This window comes from Ciceribacter ferrooxidans (genome assembly GCF_004137355.1).
Taxonomy (GTDB): Bacteria; Pseudomonadota; Alphaproteobacteria; order Rhizobiales; family Rhizobiaceae; genus Allorhizobium; species Allorhizobium ferrooxidans.
This window is the reverse complement of sequence record NZ_SDVB01000249.1, coordinates 1-17,148: the sequence shown is the minus strand read 5'-3', so window position 1 is coordinate 17,148 and position 17,148 is coordinate 1. Positions and strand designations below refer to the sequence as shown.

The window sequence follows — 17,148 nt, the reverse complement described above, 5'->3', positions numbered from 1 at the left end:
CCTAAAGGCGGTTACCGTTCTCGGCGTCGAACAGCTTCGCTTTCGCCATGTTGACTTCGAACGAGAAGAACTCGCCCGGCTTCACCTTTTCTTCCGGCCGCACCCTTGCAATCGCCTCCGTGCCGCCGAGCGTGAAGACGAGCATCGTATCCGGACCTGTCGGTTCCACGACGTCGACCTTGCGTTCGAAGACGAAGGTTTCCCCGCCATCAGCTCCATGGGCGCCCCTGTGGGCGATCGTCTCCGGGCGCATGCCGAGATAGATATCGCTCCCGAGCCGGTCTGCAACCTTCTCCGCCTGTTTCGGTGAAAGCGGAAACTGCACGGTTCCTTCCTCGTCGCTCACTTCGATGACCGTACCGCCGTTCCCGGCTACCCGACCGCGCACGATGTTCATCGATGGCGAGCCCATGAAGCCGGCGACGAAGAGGTCGATGGGGTTTTCGTAGATCTCCTCGGGCGTGCCGAACTGGCGGATGTGCCCATTGTCCATGACCGCAATGCGCGATGCGAGCGTCATCGCCTCGATCTGGTCGTGGGTGACGTAAATGATCGTCTTGCCCAGCCTCAAATGTAGCTTCTTGACCTCGGTACGCATCTCGATGCGGAGTTTCGCGTCGAGGTTCGAAAGCGGCTCGTCGAACAAGAATACATCCGGATTGCGCACCAGTGCCCGCCCCATCGCCACGCGCTGGCGCTGCCCCCCCGAAAGCTGGCCCGGCTTTCGGTCGAGGAGTTGGTCGATGTGCAGCAATTGCGACACGTCTGCGAGGGCACGCTCCTGCAGGTCGTGCGCGATACGACGGGTCTGCATGCCGAAGGTGATGTTTTCCTGCACCGATTTGGTCGGATAGAGCGCATAGGACTGGAATACCATGGCGATGTTGCGGTCCTTGGGAGGAACATCGTTGACGACATCCTCGCCGATGCGGATGTCGCCGCTGGTCAGTGTCTCGAGACCGGCCACGAGGTTGAGCAGGGTGGACTTACCGCATCCGGACGGACCGACGAGGACGATGAATTCGCCGTCCTCGATGTCTAGGTCCACGCCCTTGATGACCTCGACGGAGCCGAACTTCTTCCACACGTTGCGCAGTTCCACGCGAGCCATTCCATCAACCTTTCACGGCGCCGGCAGAGAGCCCGCGGACGAAGTACTTGCCGGCGATAATGTAGACGAGGAGGGTTGGCAGCGCCGCAATGATCGCGGCCGCCATGTCGACATTGTATTCCTTCACGCCGGTGCTGGTCGCCACGATATTGTTGAGCGCGACCGTCACCGGGTTGCTGTCGCCGACGGTGAAAGCGATCCCGAAGAGAAAGTCGTTCCAGATCTGGGTGAACTGCCAGATGACCGTCACGACGATGGTCGGGAGCGACATCGGCAGGAGGACGCTGAAGAAGATCGTGAAGAAGCCGGCCCCATCGATCTTGGCGGCGTTCACGATGCCGTCGGAGACGCCGACGAAGAAGTTGCGGAAGAAGAGCGTGGTGAAGGCAAGTCCGTAGACGGTGTGGACGAGGATGAGGCCGTAGACGCTGCCCGCCAGTCCGAAATAGCCGAGCATGCGGGCCATCGGCAACAGTACCACCTGGAAGGGAATGAACGAGCCGAAGAGCATGAGGGCGAAGATGACGTCCGCTCCGCGGAAGCGCCACTTTGTCAGCGCATAGCCGTTGAGCGCGCCGAGCATCGTCGAGATTATGACCGACGGCACGACCATCAGCACGGAGTTCATGAAATATGGTTCGAGCCCGGTGCAGCGCACGCCGACGCAGGCCGACGACCAGGCCTTCGCCCAAGCCTCGAAGGTGACGGCCTGCGGCAGGCTGATGAGCGAGGATGTGCGGATCTCGTCCAGCGACTTGAGCGAGGTCGAAACCATCACGATGAGCGGCATGAGATAGTAAAGACAGAAGAGAATGAGCACCGCGAAGAGCAGGCCGCGCAACACGGCCTGCCGCAGGCCCTTGGGACGGACGATGCCGGACTCCTGTCTGCTCATTTCGTGGGCCTCCTCAGTTCCGAATAGAGGTAGGGCACATAGATCGCAGTGATCGTGACCAGCATCATGACGGCGCTCGCCGCCGCCGTGCCGAGTTCACTCCTCTGGAAGGCGAAGGAATACATGAAGGTCGCCGGTACGTCGGTCGCATAGCCAGGTCCGCCGCCCGTCAGTGCCATGACGAGGTCGAAGCTCTTGATCGCCAGGTGCGACAGGATCACGAAGGCGGAGAAGAAGACCGGCCGGACGATGGGCAGGATGATGGAGCCATAGATGCGTACTGGCCCGGCGCCGTCGATTGCCGCGGCCTTGATGATCTCGTCGTCGACGGAGCGTAGCCCGGCAAGGAAGAGCGCCATGACGTAGCCCGAAGACTGCCAGACCCCGGCGATGACGACGGTGTAGATCGCCATCTTCGGGTCGACCAGCCAGTCGAAATTGAAGCTCTCGAAGCCGAGCCCCTGGATGATCTTCTCGATGCCGAGCGTCGGGTTCAGTATCCATTTCCACGCCGTGCCGGTCACGATGAAGGAGAGCGCCATCGGGTAGAGATAGATGGTGCGGATCAGGCCTTCGGAACGAATGCGCTGGTCGAGCAGGATGGCGAGCAGCAGCCCGATGACCATGCAGCCGACGATGAACAGGCTCGTAAAGACGAACAGGTTCTCCAATGCCACCAGCCAGCGTGGCGTGGTCCACAGCCGGATGTACTGGGAGAACCCTGAGAAGGTGTAGTTCGGCATCACGCCGGACCTGGTGAAGGAGATGTAGACGGTCCAGGCGATGAAGCCGTAGACGAAGAGAAGGCTTGTCGCGAACAGTGGCGAGACGACGATTTGCGGCAGCCATCGCTCGAGGAAGCGATCGAATACGACCCGCCCGGTCTTTGAACCTGCCATGGCTTGCGCTCCTCCCTTCCCCCGTGATCCCACGCACGGGCCGCCTGCCGGAACGGTCTTTTCATGAGCCGGGCGCCGTGGGGAGCCCGGCTCGGTCGCTGTGTAGGGCTATTGCGCCCGCTTGACCGCTTCGCCCAGCGCCTTGGCGGCGTCGGCCGAGCTCATGTCGGAGTTGAAGAAGTTCGTCACGACGTCGAGAAACTCGCCGCGAACCGTCCGCGGGATCGCCATCTCGTGCGCCATCGAGGGTACGAAGGCATTGTTCTTGACGGATGCCGTCAGATCCTCGTGCGATTTCAGCGCGCAGGAGTCGAACTTGTCGAGGCCGACGTCGGTGCGTGCCGGGATCGAGCCCTTGGCAAGGTTGAAGGTCTCCTGGAACTCCGGCGACATGATCAGGCTCGCCAGCACCTTCTGTCCTTCGACCTGGTCCTCTCCGGAAACCTTGAAGAAGGCGAAGCTGTCGGCATTGAAGATGTAGCCATTGCCGGGCGTCGGCGCGCAGAGGAAGTCCTTGCCCGGCACCTTGCCGGCGGCGAGGAACTCGCCCTTCGCCCAATCGCCCATGATCTGGAACGCAGCCTCGCCGTTCATGACCATGGCGGTGGCAAGGTTCCAGTCCCGTCCGGAGAAGCCCGGGTCGACGTAGCCGCGCAGCTTGCGGAGCTGGTCGAAGACCTTGACCATCGTCTCACCGGAGAGCGCGTCCTGGTCCAGCTCGACGAGCGCCTTGCGATAGAAGTCGGCCCCCTGGCTGAGGACGATCGTCTCGAACACGGTCGCATCCTGCCACGGCTGGCCGCCATGAGCGAGCGGCGTGATGCCGGCGGCCTTCAGCTTGTCGGCGACGGCATTGAACTCTTCCCAGGTGGTCGGAACCTCGGCGCCGACCTTCGCCAGCACGGTCGGGTTGACCCACATCCAGTCGACGCGGTGGATGTTGACCGGCGCGGCGACGTATTTGTCCTTGTACTTCATGATCGATGCGAGGCTCGGCGGCAGGACGGAATCCCAGTTCTCGGCCTTGGCCACGTCCTCGACGTCGTTCAGGCTGCCCTGGTCGGCCCATTCCTGGATGCCGGGACCTTTGAGCTGCACGGCGGCCGGCGGATTGCCAGCCATGACCCGCGCTCGCAGCGCCGTCATTGCGGCATCACCGCCGCCACCGGCGATCGGAGAATCGATCCACGTGCCGCCCTTCTTTTCGAAGGCTTCCTTCAGGGTGCCGACGGCCTTCGCCTCGCCCCCCGACGTCCACCAGTGAAGCACTTCAACAGTTCCGCCGGCATAAGAAGATGCCGGCATCAGCAATGCAGTGACGGCCACCGCCGTCATAAGCGATTTTACCGAAAGCATGGTGACCTCCCGGAGCTTTCATCGATTGCCGGAGAGACCCCGGAACCGCTTGTTGAAAATCTGCCTGTATTTCGACGTTGTTTCGCTCATCCGGTCCCGCTTGCGGGAAACGGGTGAGCACTGTCGAAATTATAGCTAATTTTCGAACTTCCTTTGATAAGGATCAAGTGAAATAAACTTTGCGGATGCGCGCCGGAAAGTCTTCACCCCGATGAACTCCCCTCGGTTACTTTCGGCTTTTCCGCGCCTCCGCCTCGGCAACCTTGCGCTTCACGGCGATGAAGCTGTCAGGGCTTACCGACATCGAATTGATGCCGCAGTCGACGAGGAATTCGGCAAACTCCGGATGGTCACTCGGGGCCTGCCCGCAGAGACCGATCTTGGCACCCGCCTTGCGCGCTTCGGTAATCACCTTCTCGATCATCCATTTCACCGCCTCGTCCTGTTCGTCGAAGAGGTCGGCGAGTTCACCCGAATCGCGGTCGACGCCGAGCGTGAGCTGTGTCAGGTCGTTCGAGCCGATCGAGAAGCCGTCGAAGCGGTCGGCGAACTTGGCCGCGAGGATGACGTTCGACGGGATCTCGCACATGACATAGACCTGAAGGCCGTTTTCGCCGCGTTTCAGACCGTTTTCCTCCATGACGCCGAGGACCTTGTCTGCCTCGCCCACGGAACGGCAGAAGGGGATCATGACGACGACATTGGTGAAGCCCATTTCGTCGCGCAGCCGCTTGATCGCCTTGCATTCGAGAGCGAAGCCTTCGCGGTAGCGGGGCGAGTAATAGCGCGATGCACCGCGGAAGCCGATCATCGGATTTTCTTCGTCCGGCTCGAACTCGGCACCGCCGACGAGGCCGGCATATTCGTTCGTCTTGAAGTCGCTCATGCGGACGATCACCGGTTTCGGAAAGACGGCTGCGGCCAGGCGCGCCAGTCCGCGGGAAAGCTTGTCGACGAAATAATCCGGTTTGTTGTCGTAGCCGGCCGCCAGCGCGGCGATTTCGGTCTTCGCTGCCTCATCCTTCAGCTTGTCGAAATGTACGAGCGCCATCGGATGAACGCGGATGGCATTGCTGACGACGAATTCCATGCGGGCGAGGCCGATGCCGTCGGACGGCATCCGCCACCAGCGGAAGGCGGAGCCGGGATTGGCGAGGTTCAGCATCACGTCGGTTGCCGTCAGGGGCAGGTCGCTGACGTCGAGGTCGTTGACGGTCACGTCGGCGATCCCATCGTAGATGAAGCCTTCGTCGCCTTCGGCACAGGAGATCGTCACCTCCTGTCCGGTATGGAGGAGTTCGGTCGCGTTGCCGGTACCGACAACGGCCGGTAGTCCGAGTTCGCGGCTGACGATCGCCGCGTGGGAGGTCCGCCCACCATGATCGGTGACGATCGCTGCGGCCCGCTTCATGATCGGAACCCAGTCCGGGTCCGTCGTCTGGGTGACGAGAATGGAGCCGTCGACGAATTTGCCGATATCCTTGGCCGTTTCGATCAGGCACACCTGACCGGTCGCCACCGCATCACCGATCGAGAGGCCGCTCGCGAGCACTTTCCCCTTGTTCTTGATCTCGTAGGTCTTGAAGACGCCGGCGCCGCGCCGTGCCTGCACCGTTTCGGGCCGTGCCTGGACGATGTACATGGCGCCGGTCTTGCCGTCGCGTGCCCATTCCATGTCCATGGGGCAGCCGTAGTGCGCCTCGATGGTGGTCGCCCATTCGGCAAGCGTCAGGATTTCCCGATCGCTCAGGACATAGGCGGCACGCTCCGCCTTCGAGGTCGGGACGTTGCGTGTCGGCGTCTCGCCGGTCCCGTAGATCATCTTGATGTCCTTGGCACCGCGCTTCTTTTCGATGATCGGCATGAGCGAGGGCTTTCCGAGCAGAGGCTTGAAGACCTGGTACTCGTCGGGATCGACGGTCCCCTGGACCACGTTCTCCCCGAGCCCCCAAGCGGCATTGATCAGAACCACCTTGTCGAAGCCGGTCTCGGTATCGATCGAGAACATGACCCCCGATCCGCCGAGGTCGGACCGAACCATCTGCTGCACGCCGATCGACAATGCGACTTTCATGTGGTCGAAGCCCTTGGCTTTCCGGTAGCTGATCGCGCGGTCCGTGAACAGCGAGGCGTAGCAGCGGCGGCAGGCGTCGATCAGCGCCTTTTCGCCCTTGATGTTGAGGAAGGTTTCCTGCTGCCCAGCAAAACTGGCGTCCGGCAGGTCCTCCGCCGTGGCGCTCGAGCGGACGGCAACCTCGACGTCCGACACACCGGCGCGTCGTGAGAGCTCGCGGTAGGCTTCCAGGATTGCCTTTTCCGTATCCGCCGGCCAGTCCCCCCGCAGGAAAATTGCACGGATCGCCTGACCCGTCTCGGCAAGCGTCGCCTTGCCTGCTTCCCAGTCGGCGAGCAGGCCCTTCATGCGGTCTTCCAGCTTGTTGGCCGTGACATAGTTCCAGTACGCGTCCGCCGTGGTGGCAAAGCCCGGTGGGACGTCGATGCCTTTCGACGAGAGCGTCTGCACCATCTCGCCGAGGGAGGCATTCTTCCCGCCCACGCGCGGAACGTCGCGGCGACCAAGCGTTTCGAACCATGCGATGGATTGAGCGACTGCAGACATGGATAGCCTCCCGAACAGATGAGGACGTGGCGGAACATGATCAGTGATGCCTCGACCATAGGCCCTACGTGCGCTGGTCTCTTTGACAAAAATCAACGTTGCCAGCCTGAGGGGTCGCGGATCTGCAAGGTTGCATGCCCACTCGTTGGCCAAGAATCGTACTTTTAGAGGCACTTTATCGATGTCAGCCCGGTCTGAGCGCATAATACCCCTTGAATTGCACGGTGGTTCTGCGCTTATTCGATGCCTAGTCTGGCGCGGGGGTGGGACCTTACGCGGATCGACATCTTGGACGGATGTCGGGCCGTCTCACTGCGGTGACGGCGGTCGGCGAGGCGGAATCTGCGCGGATCGGTGTACATCATGTCCGCTGCCAGGATGGAGGAGCGTTCGTCGGTATCCGCGAGGATACTGATCCGGCCTCCGGCCGAAGGCACCGTGCGTCGACTGCAGGGCTCTTGGTCGGTTGTGCCGACAAAAAAGAAGAATTGGACTTGCCTTCCTGGAAGCAGTGGGGCGCATGCCGGACGGACGACCTCACCATCGCCCTCTCCGGTGCGGGGGGATATAATGAAAATCGCATTGGTGGGCTTCGGGGACGTGGGGCAAGCGTTTGCCACCGAATTGTTGAAGTGGAACCATGTGTCGGTTGCCGCTTTCGATACCCAGTTCCTGGGCAAGGGCGGTTGGCTCTGGGATCACGCCTGCGCCATGGGCGTTCAGGCGGTCGATTGCCCTTCGCTCGGCGCATGCCATGCCGATGTCGTGATTTCGGCAGTCACTGCCGACGAGTGCGAGGAAGCCGCTATGGCGGCGGCGGACTGCATCAGCCCGGGGCAGTATTACTTCGATCTCAACTCCTCCTCGCCGAAGACGAAGCAGCGAGCGGCATCGCATATCGAGTGTGCCGGCGGTCTTTACGTCGAAGGCGCCATCATGGCCCCGGTCGCCGAGCGCGGCCTGCATGTCCCCATTCTTTCGGGCGGCGCTCACGCGATGGTTCTCGCAACCCGTCTCAATCCTCTTGGCATGAGCATCACGCCGTTCTCGGCCGATCTCGGACGTGTGTCGGCGGCAGCGCTTTGCCGCAATCTCCTGGTTGAGGGCCTCGAAGCCCTGCTCGACGATTGCCTGGCCATCGCGCGCCATGCCGGCGTCGAGAAGGCCGTATACCAGAGCCTCGCTGGGGATTTCCCGTCCGTCGATTGGGCCGGTCTCGTCCAGGTGATGTGCCGCGACAGTACCGAGCATCAGCCGGCGAGCACGGCGGAGATGCTGGAAGCGGCCGACATGATGGACGAGTTCGGCTATGACGGCCGTCTGGAGAGGGCGCTCGCCTTCCACAGAAGATGCGGTATGGCAGGCAAGGTCGCGCAATAGAAGGCAGCGGCCGCATCAGCGCCGCTCGGACGTCCCGATAACGCTTGCAGCGTACCGCTCCGCCTTCCCGACGAGCTCGTCCAATGCCGTGTTGCTGCTCAGCCGGTTCCAGCCGATCGTTCCCGGATCTCTCGCCATTTGTCGCTCGAGGACGTCGACGGTCGCGTCTGAGGTTCCCTCCGGACGTGTCTTGATCCGTTCTTTCAGAACCTCGGGGTCGGCATCGAGCCAGAGCCCGGCGAAGGGAACTCCCAGCCTCGTCGCCACCGCTTCGATCGCATTGCGGTGCTCTTCGGTGTCATAGACGGCATCGACCACGACCTGTCCGCCGCCGGTCAGAATGGCGCCTGCCTTTTCGCACAGTGCATCGTAGACCCTGGCCGAAACCTCGGGCCGATAGGCCTCGGGCGGCAGCCGCTCTTTCGGTCGACGTCCGAACATCGCCTTGCGCAACCGGTCGCTTTCAAGAATCCGTGCGCCCGGCGCGCTGCCGAGCCGTGGAGCCAAGGCGTCGGCGAGCGTCGATTTTCCCGATCCGCTCAGGCCGCCAATGACGAGGAGTCGCGGTGAGTGGGGGTGCAGGAGTTCTCGCGCGAAATCGAAATAGCCCTTGGCGGATCGGGTCAGCGCACCGTCCGGATCGGCATCCTCCTCGATCTGCGTGCCGGTGACATGGGCGCGGACGGCGGCCCGAACCGCCATGAAGAACGGCAAGAGCCGGAAACCTGCATCCTCGCCGGTCAGGTCGAAATAGCGGTTCATGACGACGTTGGCGAAGGCATAGAAGCCGCGATGCCACAGATCCATCAGCAGGAACGCGAGGTCATAAAGTACGTCGACGGTCGCGATCCGATCGTTGAAATCGATGCAGTCGAACATGCGCGGTCCGGCGTCACCCATGAAGATGTTGCGGAGATGCAGGTCGCCATGGCAGAGCCTCACCTTTCCCGCTACCTCGCGCTCGTCCATCAGCGGAGCGACATCCGCCCAGGCATTCCGGAAAGCCGTGGCCAGAGCGCGAACGTCCACCTCGGCAAAGACATGGCTGGTGGCGAAGCCCGCCTCGTTGATATCGAGAACGCCGGCCATGTTCGCTGAGCCGCTGGTTTCATGGACCAATGGCGCCGTCGCGTGAAAAGCGGCAACTATCTCGGCCGTCTCCTCCATCATCGCGGTCGTGAGTTTGCCCTCGGCGGCCATACGCTCGAACAGCGAATGCTGGGCGAAACGTTCCATCTCGACCACCGCATCGACCATTTCGCCCTCGCCGCCGAAGGTGAGGCTGCCGTCTGCCTCACGGGTGATCCGCCGGACGCCGAGATAGAGTTCAGGTGTCGCGCGGCGATTGAGTTCTACCTCGCGATAGCAGAAGGCGAGGCGGAGTTCCGGCGTGGAGAAGTCGACATAGGGGAGCTTCACCGCGCGCTTGAGCTTGAAGGCGCGCCCGTCGATCAGGAAGACGATCGAGATATGCGTTTCGATGACTTTGACAGGACCGGTAAAGCCGTAACTTTCGCCCCGTGTGAGAAAATCGATCGTCGGGGACTGGTCTTGAATGTCCATTCGCTCTCCATGCGGCGCGACAGTCTCATGTCACCTTGTCCGATTCCGGTAGCGATGGCCATACGCTATTGCGCGCCTGCGACCATCGGCCGACGGGCGCTGAAACGGTACAAAAAAAGGCCGCACGACAGGGGCGTCGCGCGGCCTTACGATTGCCGGATCGGCCGGTTGGATCAGCCGACGTCGAACTTCACGCCCTGTGCCAGCGGAAGCGTCTTGCCGTAGTTCACCGTATTGGTGGCGCGGCGCATATAGGCTTTCCATGCATCCGAGCCGGATTCGCGACCGCCGCCGGTCTCCTTCTCGCCGCCGAACGCGCCGCCGATCTCGGCGCCCGACGGGCCGATATTAACGTTGGCGATGCCGCAATCGGAGCCACGGGCGGAGACGAAGGTCTCGGCTTCCTGCATGTTGTTGGTGAAGATAGAGGAGGAGAGGCCCTGCGGCACGTCGTTGTTGAGTGTCAGCGCCTCGTCAAAGTCGCTGTACTTCATGACATAGAGAATCGGGGCGAAGGTCTCTTCCTTCACCGGTCCCGTTTGGGCCGGCATCTCGACGACGGCAGGCCGGACGTAGAAGGCGTCTGCCGCTTCGTTCTGCAGCACCCGATCGCCGCCGGAAACCTTGCCACCGGCGGCCTTTGCCTCAGCAAGCGCCTTCTGCATGCGCTCGTAGGAACCGCCATCGATCAGCGGACCGACGAGCGTCGACGACTGCAGCGGATTGCCGATCGTGACCGAGCCATAGGCCTGGATCAGCCGCGGAACCAGCTTGTCATAAACGCTCTCGTGCACGAAGAGGCGGCGAAGCGTCGTGCAGCGCTGGCCGGCCGTACCCATCGCAGCGAAGGCGACGCCACGCAGCGTGAGATCGAGATCGGCCGTCGGGCAGACGATCGCGGCGTTGTTGCCGCCGAGCTCGAGGATCGAGCGGGCGAAGCGCTTGGCGAGCCGCGGCCCGACGGCACGGCCCATGGCCGTCGAGCCGGTTGCCGATACGAGCGGGACGCGCGGGTGATCGACCAGCACTTCGCCGACATCACGGCCGCCGATGAGCAGGGTGGACAGGTTGGCGGGTGCCTTGCCGCCCTCGGCGACATAGCGTGCAAGCGCCTTTTCGAAGATCGCCTGGGTCGCGAGCGCGGTGAGCGGGGTCTTCTCGGACGGCTTCCAGACGGTCGAGTTGCCGCAGACGAGAGCAAGTGCCGCGTTCCACGACCAGACGGCGACGGGGAAGTTGAAAGCGGAGATGATGCCGGTGACACCGAGGGGGTGCCACGTTTCCATCATGCGGTGGTCGGCGCGCTCGGTAGCGATCGTCAGACCGTAGAGCTGACGGGACAGGCCGACCGCGAAGTCGCAGATGTCGATCATCTCCTGAACCTCACCGAGGCCTTCGGAGAGGATCTTGCCGACTTCGATCGAAACCAGGCGGCCGAGGTCGGCCTTGGCGGTACGCAGCTCTTCGCCGAGCAGGCGAATGAGTTCGCCGCGCTTCGGCGCCGGAACCAGCCGCCACTCCAGGAACGCCTCGTGCGCGGCGGCAATTGCCTTGTCCGTCTCGATCGCGCTGATCTCGGCGAGTCTCGCCAGCTGTTCGCCGTTGACCGGAGAACGGACGGCGAGCGTGCCGCCGGAAAGCTTTGCCTGCGGCACGCCGAGACGGGTGAGGATGGCGCTGACTTCGGCCGAAAGGCCAAGATTGGCGAGGGTCATTGGGGTCCTTCCAGTTCTTTCGTTTTGCTATGGCTCGGGGGCGATGCCCTTGTTTAGAAGCGGGCACCAGCAAAATGGGCGATCTGCGCACCGGCTTCGTAGTAGGCGCCCTTCAACGTGCGTAGCGATGCCTTCTCGACCGTCGTTACCGGCAGCGGCAGATCGGCCTCGGAGAGCTCGCCGAGAACGTGACGTGCAATCGTCTTACCGAAAACCGTGCCCGGTGCAATGCCGCGGCCGTTATAGCCTGAGAAGCCCACGACCTTAGGCGCGAAGACGTGGAAGCGCGGCAGCGCGTCGCTCGTCATGCCGATGCGGCCGTACCATTCGGCCTCGAATTCAATGCCGGCGAGCGCGGGGAAGAGTTTCCTGAGTGCCCGCTTCGCCCAGGCCTTGTGAACGCTGAGGCCGGTGTTGCGCAGCGCCCCGACGCTTCCGAAAACCAGGCGGCCGGCCCGGTCCATGCGGAAGGAGGAGAGCACTTCCCTGGTGTCCCAGCAGCCCTCGCGGCCCGGCAGGATCGTCTTCAGGAGCTCCTTCGGCAGGGGAACCGTAGCGAAGTTGAAATAAGGGAGCAGAACCTGCTCGTTGCGAACGGCTTCCCAGGGGCCGGTCGAATAGAATTCCGATGCGACGATAATCCAGTCGGCGGAAACCGAACCGCCTGTCGTGCGAACGATCCAGCGGTCGCCGGCGCGTTCCGTTGAGACGGCGGCGCTCCCCGTGTGAATGGTCGCGCCTGCCGCGATCGCCGCCTTTGCAAGGCCACGGACATAGGCCAGCGGCTGCAGCGTCCCGGCGCGCATGTCGAGCAGCGAGCCCGCATAGGCGGTCGTGCCGGTGCGCTTTGCCGTTTCGTCCGCCGACAGGATGCGGACATCGGCACCCCGTTCCGCCCACTGGCGGCAGCGCTCCTTGATCTCGTCGAGCCCGGACTTGCCGACCGCGCAGTGCAGTGTTCCGTTCTTCTCGATCTCGCAGTCGATGCCGTGCTTTTCGACCAGTTCGCGCACGAGCAGCGGTGCATTCCCAAGGAGGTCGAGCAGGCGCTCGCCGTAGACCGATCCGAGCACACCCGGGATCTCCGAAGGCATGACCCACATGCCGCCGTTGATCAGCCCGACATTGCGTCCGGCGCCGCCGAAGCCGATTTCCGTCGCTTCGAGGAGAACGACCTTCACGCCCTTCTCGGCGAGATGCAGCGCCGCCGAGACGCCGGTATAGCCGCCGCCGACGATGGCGACATCCGCCGTAAGGTCGCCGGCGAGAGGAGATGTTCGAGGAGCCGCGGGAGCGGTCTTCTCCCACAGGCCGTGGGAGCGTGGATCATTCAACATGAGTGTCGTCCGTGTGATGCCTGCCGGCAGCTTCGCTCCGGCGCGGCGGGTAAATCCTTCGGCCCGACATCGGGATGCAGCAAGGTCAAATTCGGTCCGGGTCCGCTGCCGGGCCAAAGCGGCCATTCATTCCGTGCGCGCTGTCTTGCGGAAATTAGAAGAGGATTTTATCCAGCAGTACCGATAAATTCTCAAGAGTTCATTCCCAAGGGGTATAACATGCTGCCCGCACGGCGCTTCCTGCCTTCGCTCTCTCTGCTGGCTGCTTTCGAGGCGGCGGCGCGGACGGGAAGCATCACCGCCGCGGCCAAGGAGCTTGATCTCACGCAGAGCGCCGTCAGCCGCCAGATCAAGGCACTGGAAAGCCAGATCGGGGTCGATCTCTTCGTGCGCGAGCGGCAGACGATCCGCCTCACCGTCGCCGGAGAAAGCTACGCCCACGAGATTCGCGAGGCTTTGCGCCGCATCTCCAGCGCTTCCTTGAACCTTCGGGCAAATCCGCGTGGCGGCACGCTGAACCTCGCCATCCTGCCGACCTTCGGCGCGCGCTGGCTCGCCCCCCGGCTCGGACGGTTTCTCGACGCCAACCCGGGGATCACCATCAATCTCGTCACCCGGCTGTCACCCTTCGATTTCCGTCTCGACGCGATCGACGCGGCCATCCACTTCGGCCAGCCGGTCTGGCCGGGCGCGGAACTGACGCTGCTGATGAAGGAGACGACGATCCCCGCCTGCAGCCCGGCCTTCAAGGCTGCCCACAAGATCGAGCAGCCGGCGGACCTCCTCGACGTGTCGCTACTGCATCTCACCACCCGGCCCGATGCCTGGGAGAAGTGGTTCGCCCGTTGCGGCGTGCATGCGGAAAGCGTGCACGGCATGCTCTTCGACCAGTTCGCGACGGCTTCGCAGGCCGCCATGGGCGGGCTCGGCGTGGCACTCCTGCCGGTCTTCCTCATCCGCGAGGAATTGCGGCGCGGGGAGCTGGTGCCGGCGATCGACAAGGAGGTCGAGAGCAGCGAACGCTATTATCTCGCCTACAGTCGCGAGCGGGCGAGCTATCCGCCGCTCGTCGCCTTCCGCAACTGGATCGTCGAGGAAGCCGAGCGGGAACCGCAGGGGCAGGTGCGGGAGCCGTCACCAGCCCTCTGACAGCACCTTTTCCAGCATGTCGGCGAAGAAATCGGCGCTCTCACGGGAGAGACAGAGCGGCGGCTTGATCTTCAAAACGTTGAGATGATCGCCGGTCGGCTGCATGATGACGCCGAGATCGAGCAGGCGGTCGCAGATGCCCGCCGTTTCTTCCGTCGCCGGTTCCAGCGTCTCGCGGTCGCGGACGAATTCCAGCCCGAGGTAAAGCCCCATGCCGTGGACCGTGCCGACGAGCGGAAAGCGCTGGCCGAGCGCTTCGAGCCGTGCCTTCAGGTGGTCGCCGGTCTCGCGGGCGTTTTCTTGCAGGCGCTCGTCGCGCATAATGTCGAGCACGGTCATGCCGACGACGCAACTGACCGGACTGCCGCCGGCGGAGGAGAAGAAGTAGCCTTCCTGTTCCAGCGCATCGGCGACCTCCCGACGTGTGATCACGGTGCCGAGCGGCTGGCCGTTGCCCATGCCCTTGGCGACGGTGATGATGTCCGGTACGACGCCCTGTTCCTCGAAACCCCAGAAATAGTGGCCGAGACGGCCGTAACCGACCTGCACCTCGTCGGCGATGCAGACCCCGCCGCGCTCGCGGACCATGCCGTAGACCTGCTGCAGGTAGCCGGGCGGCAGCGGGATGCCGCCGGCATTGCCGTAGACCGTCTCGCAGATGAAGCCCGCGAGACCAGTTCCGCTGTCATCGATGTGCTGCAGGGTCTTCGCCACCGCGCCGACGTAGTCGGCAGTCGAATCCTTGCCGCGGAAGGGGCCGCGATAAGTGTTCGGCGCCGTGACCGGATGCACCCAGTCCGGCCGGGTTTCGAGCGCTCTCGGATTGTCGGCGATCGAGGTGGACACGGCGTCGCTCGCCACCGTCCACCCATGGTAGGCCTCCAGCAGGCTGACGATATTGCGCGCGCCGGCATAGGCCCAGGCGAGGCGGAGGGCGAGATCGTTCGCCTCTGAACCGCTGTTGACGAGGAAGACCGTGTCGAGCCCTTCGGGCGCGAGCTCCGCCAGCCGGTTGGAAAACTCAGCGACGGCGGCATAGTGGAAGCGGGAATTAGTGTTGAGCAGCGACCATTGCCGGCCCACGGCGCGCGCCAGCCGCGGATGGCCGTGGCCGAGAATGGTGACGTTGTTGACCATGTCGAGGTAGGCGCGGCCGCAGACGTCGAACATATGCTCCTTCCAGCCACGCTCGATCTGCGGTGGGTTGGAGTAGTAGTTCTTCTGCGGTCGGGCGAAACTCCTTTGCCGCATGGCGAGGAGTTCGGCGCTATGCGGTGCCGGGGCATCGACGCTGGCCCCGAGCAGCGGCGAGGGCGAAGGACAGAGCATCGACCAGGCGGCCGCCTGTTCGGGCGTCGCGAAGAGCGGCGGCACGAGATCCGCGTCGCGGCAGAGCTGGAGACGCAAGCCGCCGACGGCGCCGGCCGCACCCGCGACGTGGCCGATGGGCTGGCCGGCGGTCACAGCCTCGCCGGCTTCGAGCGGGCAGTCGAGGCCGTCGACGTGGAGGCACATGTCGTCTGACACAAGCACGAGGTGATGGCCGTTGCGAGCAATCGTGGCGTCGAAGGGCGCGACCGCCTCGGCACCCGCCGGCAGGCAGATATCGACGTGCAGTGCGCAGGTCGCCGGCGCCCGGTCACTGCGCAGGCGCGTGTAGGAAAGCCGGTATTCGCCGTAGCGGGTCGAGGCGACGTCGGTCTCCGCCGCGGCCTTGGCGAGGAGCTTCCAGTCGATCTCGTGGTCCGACCAGTTGTCGTTGACGAAATCGAGGCTGAGGACCGAGAGATCGGTGAGGCGGACGTCCTCGGGGGCGATGCCGGGCAGAAGCCGCCCGATCGGCGGGAGCGGTTTTTCCGCGTCCATCCCGACCGCCTGCAGGATTGCCGCCTCCATCAGCGAGAACGGCACCGCGTTCGCGACCTCGAAGATCTTCCGTTCGTGGTCGATATTGCCGAGCACGTAGGCGTTGTCGGGCTCGATCGTAAGCTGTTGCTCGCTGCTCGCGACGAGGATCACCGCCCGTGCGACGACCAGTGGCCAGAGCGCCCGCAACTCCTCTTCCTTCAGGGAATAAAGCTCGTGAAAGGCGCGGATCGCCGGTAGGATGAAGAAGGGATCGCCGTCGGCATGATGCAGCAGAGAGGCGCAGGTGACCGCGAGGTCGGCGACCAGCCAGCCAGTCATGACATCGCCGAAGTCGATGACGCCGTCGGGCACGAAGCGACCATGCCGGTCTCGGCGGCTGACGACGTTGTCGTCGGTGACGTCATGGTGGATCGGCTGGGTCCTGAAGGCTGCTTGCAGCGGGCGGATGTGCTTTACCGCGGCAACCATCGCCTTGGCGATGGCGTCGCGTCTCGCATGGTCGGTCACGGAGCCGAGGAGCTGGAGCGCCACCGGCCCCGCCCGGCGCAGGTCCCATTGCAGGTCACGGTCGAGGCCCGGATGAGAGAAGTCGCGCAATCCGAGAGCGATCTGTGCCGAGAGCGTGCCGAGCGCCGAGACCGCTTGCGTCGACAGGAAGTGCTGCCGTGTCAGGGGGGCGCCGTCGAGATAGGTGAGGAGACGGACCTGGCAATCCTCTCCATCGAGGGAAAGCGCGAGAATGTGCCGTCCGGCGCCGTCGGCGAGGGGGACTGGTACACGCGGCATGTTCTGGAGACCGGCCAGGTGATGCATCGCGGCATTCTGCGCCTCGAGTTCCACCGTCGCGTATTCCGCCCGGGCGATCTTCAAGACGAAGCGCGAAGCGCCGGTATCGATCAGGTAATTGCGATCCTGCTGGCTGCCGAGTTCGCGGATCGAGCCTTCCAATCCGTAATGCTCCCGCAGGATCCTCGCTGCCTGTTCCGCACTGACGTTCGGCCGCGGCAGCCGGGCGCGCTGCACAGAAGCATTGTCGGACATGGTTGGCCTCCCTCGAGAATCCTTGACCGGAGATTATCAGAGGAAAAGCAGGCGTCTATCCCGGCAGAGCCTTCCTGCCGGGATAGATCTGTTCTGCGGTTAATGGTCGCTGGGGCTCAGCCCATTCGCTCCGACGCATAGCTCCCCGGGGAAGCGGGGAAGACGACGGTGCGGTTGCCGTTGATGAAGGTGCGGTGATGGATATGGGCGTGG

The 17,148-nt window shown here is 63.6% G+C and carries 11 protein-coding genes and 1 pseudogene; 2 read left to right on the top strand and 10 right to left on the bottom strand.

Annotated elements, in window-relative coordinates; genetic code table 11:
- Position 1: 1 nt before the first annotated feature.
- The 5 genes from EUU22_RS15790 to ppsA all read right to left on the bottom strand — a co-directional run bounded on the left by EUU22_RS15790 (position 2) and on the right by ppsA (position 6,881).
- Complete coding sequence (locus EUU22_RS15790; protein WP_129332941.1) at positions 2 to 1,111, bottom strand: ABC transporter ATP-binding protein; 1,110 nt, start codon at positions 1,109 to 1,111, stop codon at positions 2 to 4.
- 4 nt (positions 1,112 to 1,115) lie between these two features.
- Entirely contained in the window at positions 1,116 to 2,006 is an 891-nt protein-coding gene (locus tag EUU22_RS15785) for a carbohydrate ABC transporter permease (protein WP_129332940.1), read from the bottom strand.
- Positions 2,003 to 2,905 carry a carbohydrate ABC transporter permease gene (locus EUU22_RS15780; protein ID WP_129332939.1) on the bottom strand — a complete coding sequence of 301 codons (903 nt, stop codon included), beginning with the start codon at positions 2,903 to 2,905 and terminating at the stop codon, positions 2,003 to 2,005. Before EUU22_RS15780 ends, EUU22_RS15785 begins: the two co-directional genes overlap by 4 nt.
- 108 nt (positions 2,906 to 3,013) lie before the next feature.
- Positions 3,014 to 4,261, bottom strand: coding sequence for an ABC transporter substrate-binding protein (locus EUU22_RS15775; protein WP_129332938.1), 1,248 nt, complete (start codon positions 4,259 to 4,261; stop codon positions 3,014 to 3,016).
- Positions 4,262 to 4,487: 226 nt separating this feature from the next.
- Entirely contained in the window at positions 4,488 to 6,881 is a 2,394-nt protein-coding gene (gene ppsA / locus EUU22_RS15770; protein ID WP_129332937.1) for a phosphoenolpyruvate synthase, read from the bottom strand.
- A gap of 570 nt (positions 6,882 to 7,451) precedes the next feature.
- On the opposite strand from ppsA, the gene EUU22_RS15765 reads away from it, so the two are divergent.
- Positions 7,452 to 8,261, top strand: coding sequence for an NAD(P)-dependent oxidoreductase (locus EUU22_RS15765; RefSeq protein ID WP_165351188.1), 810 nt, complete (start codon positions 7,452 to 7,454; stop codon positions 8,259 to 8,261).
- A 15-nt stretch (positions 8,262 to 8,276) separates the two neighbouring features.
- On the opposite strand, the gene EUU22_RS15760 is transcribed toward EUU22_RS15765, so the two are convergent.
- The 3 genes from EUU22_RS15760 to EUU22_RS15750 all read right to left on the bottom strand — a co-directional run bounded on the left by EUU22_RS15760 (position 8,277) and on the right by EUU22_RS15750 (position 12,876).
- Positions 8,277 to 9,824 carry a bifunctional aminoglycoside phosphotransferase/ATP-binding protein gene (locus EUU22_RS15760; RefSeq protein WP_129332935.1) on the bottom strand — a complete coding sequence of 516 codons (1,548 nt, stop codon included), beginning with the start codon at positions 9,822 to 9,824 and terminating at the stop codon, positions 8,277 to 8,279.
- A 173-nt stretch (positions 9,825 to 9,997) separates the two neighbouring features.
- Positions 9,998 to 11,539: an L-piperidine-6-carboxylate dehydrogenase gene (gene amaB / locus EUU22_RS15755; protein WP_129332934.1), complete on the bottom strand. Its 1,542-nt coding sequence runs from the start codon at positions 11,537 to 11,539 to the stop codon at positions 9,998 to 10,000.
- A 53-nt stretch (positions 11,540 to 11,592) separates the two neighbouring features.
- Positions 11,593 to 12,876, bottom strand: coding sequence for an NAD(P)/FAD-dependent oxidoreductase (locus EUU22_RS15750; RefSeq protein ID WP_129332933.1), 1,284 nt, complete (start codon positions 12,874 to 12,876; stop codon positions 11,593 to 11,595).
- A 219-nt stretch (positions 12,877 to 13,095) separates the two neighbouring features.
- Between EUU22_RS15750 and EUU22_RS15745 the strand changes: the two genes are divergently transcribed.
- Positions 13,096 to 14,025, top strand: coding sequence for a LysR family transcriptional regulator (locus tag EUU22_RS15745; protein ID WP_129332932.1), 930 nt, complete (start codon positions 13,096 to 13,098; stop codon positions 14,023 to 14,025).
- Here the strand turns inward: EUU22_RS15745 and EUU22_RS15740 are convergent.
- Together EUU22_RS15740 and purU are read right to left on the bottom strand one after the other, a co-directional pair.
- Positions 14,011 to 16,935: an aminotransferase gene (locus tag EUU22_RS15740; RefSeq protein ID WP_129332931.1), complete on the bottom strand. Its 2,925-nt coding sequence runs from the start codon at positions 16,933 to 16,935 to the stop codon at positions 14,011 to 14,013. The genes EUU22_RS15745 and EUU22_RS15740 overlap by 15 nt on opposite strands.
- A 116-nt stretch (positions 16,936 to 17,051) precedes the next feature.
- Positions 17,052 to 17,148 (bottom strand): annotated as a pseudogene (gene purU, locus EUU22_RS15735) (formyltetrahydrofolate deformylase); the annotation flags it as partial.

Coding starts and splice junctions, on each gene's coding strand:
- EUU22_RS15740 (WP_129332931.1), bottom strand. CDS start 16,935: ATGTCCGACAATGCTTCTGTGCAGCGCGCCCGGCTGCCGCGGCCGAAC.
- ppsA (WP_129332937.1), bottom strand. CDS start 6,881: ATGTCTGCAGTCGCTCAATCCATCGCATGGTTCGAAACGCTTGGTCGC.
- amaB (WP_129332934.1), bottom strand. CDS start 11,539: ATGACCCTCGCCAATCTTGGCCTTTCGGCCGAAGTCAGCGCCATCCTC.
- EUU22_RS15760 (WP_129332935.1), bottom strand. CDS start 9,824: ATGGACATTCAAGACCAGTCCCCGACGATCGATTTTCTCACACGGGGC.
- EUU22_RS15750 (WP_129332933.1), bottom strand. CDS start 12,876: ATGTTGAATGATCCACGCTCCCACGGCCTGTGGGAGAAGACCGCTCCC.
- EUU22_RS15785 (WP_129332940.1), bottom strand. CDS start 2,006: ATGAGCAGACAGGAGTCCGGCATCGTCCGTCCCAAGGGCCTGCGGCAG.
- EUU22_RS15745 (WP_129332932.1), top strand. CDS start 13,096: ATGCTGCCCGCACGGCGCTTCCTGCCTTCGCTCTCTCTGCTGGCTGCT.
- EUU22_RS15765 (WP_165351188.1), top strand. CDS start 7,452: ATGAAAATCGCATTGGTGGGCTTCGGGGACGTGGGGCAAGCGTTTGCC.
- EUU22_RS15775 (WP_129332938.1), bottom strand. CDS start 4,261: ATGCTTTCGGTAAAATCGCTTATGACGGCGGTGGCCGTCACTGCATTG.
- EUU22_RS15780 (WP_129332939.1), bottom strand. CDS start 2,905: ATGGCAGGTTCAAAGACCGGGCGGGTCGTATTCGATCGCTTCCTCGAG.
- EUU22_RS15790 (WP_129332941.1), bottom strand. CDS start 1,111: ATGGCTCGCGTGGAACTGCGCAACGTGTGGAAGAAGTTCGGCTCCGTC.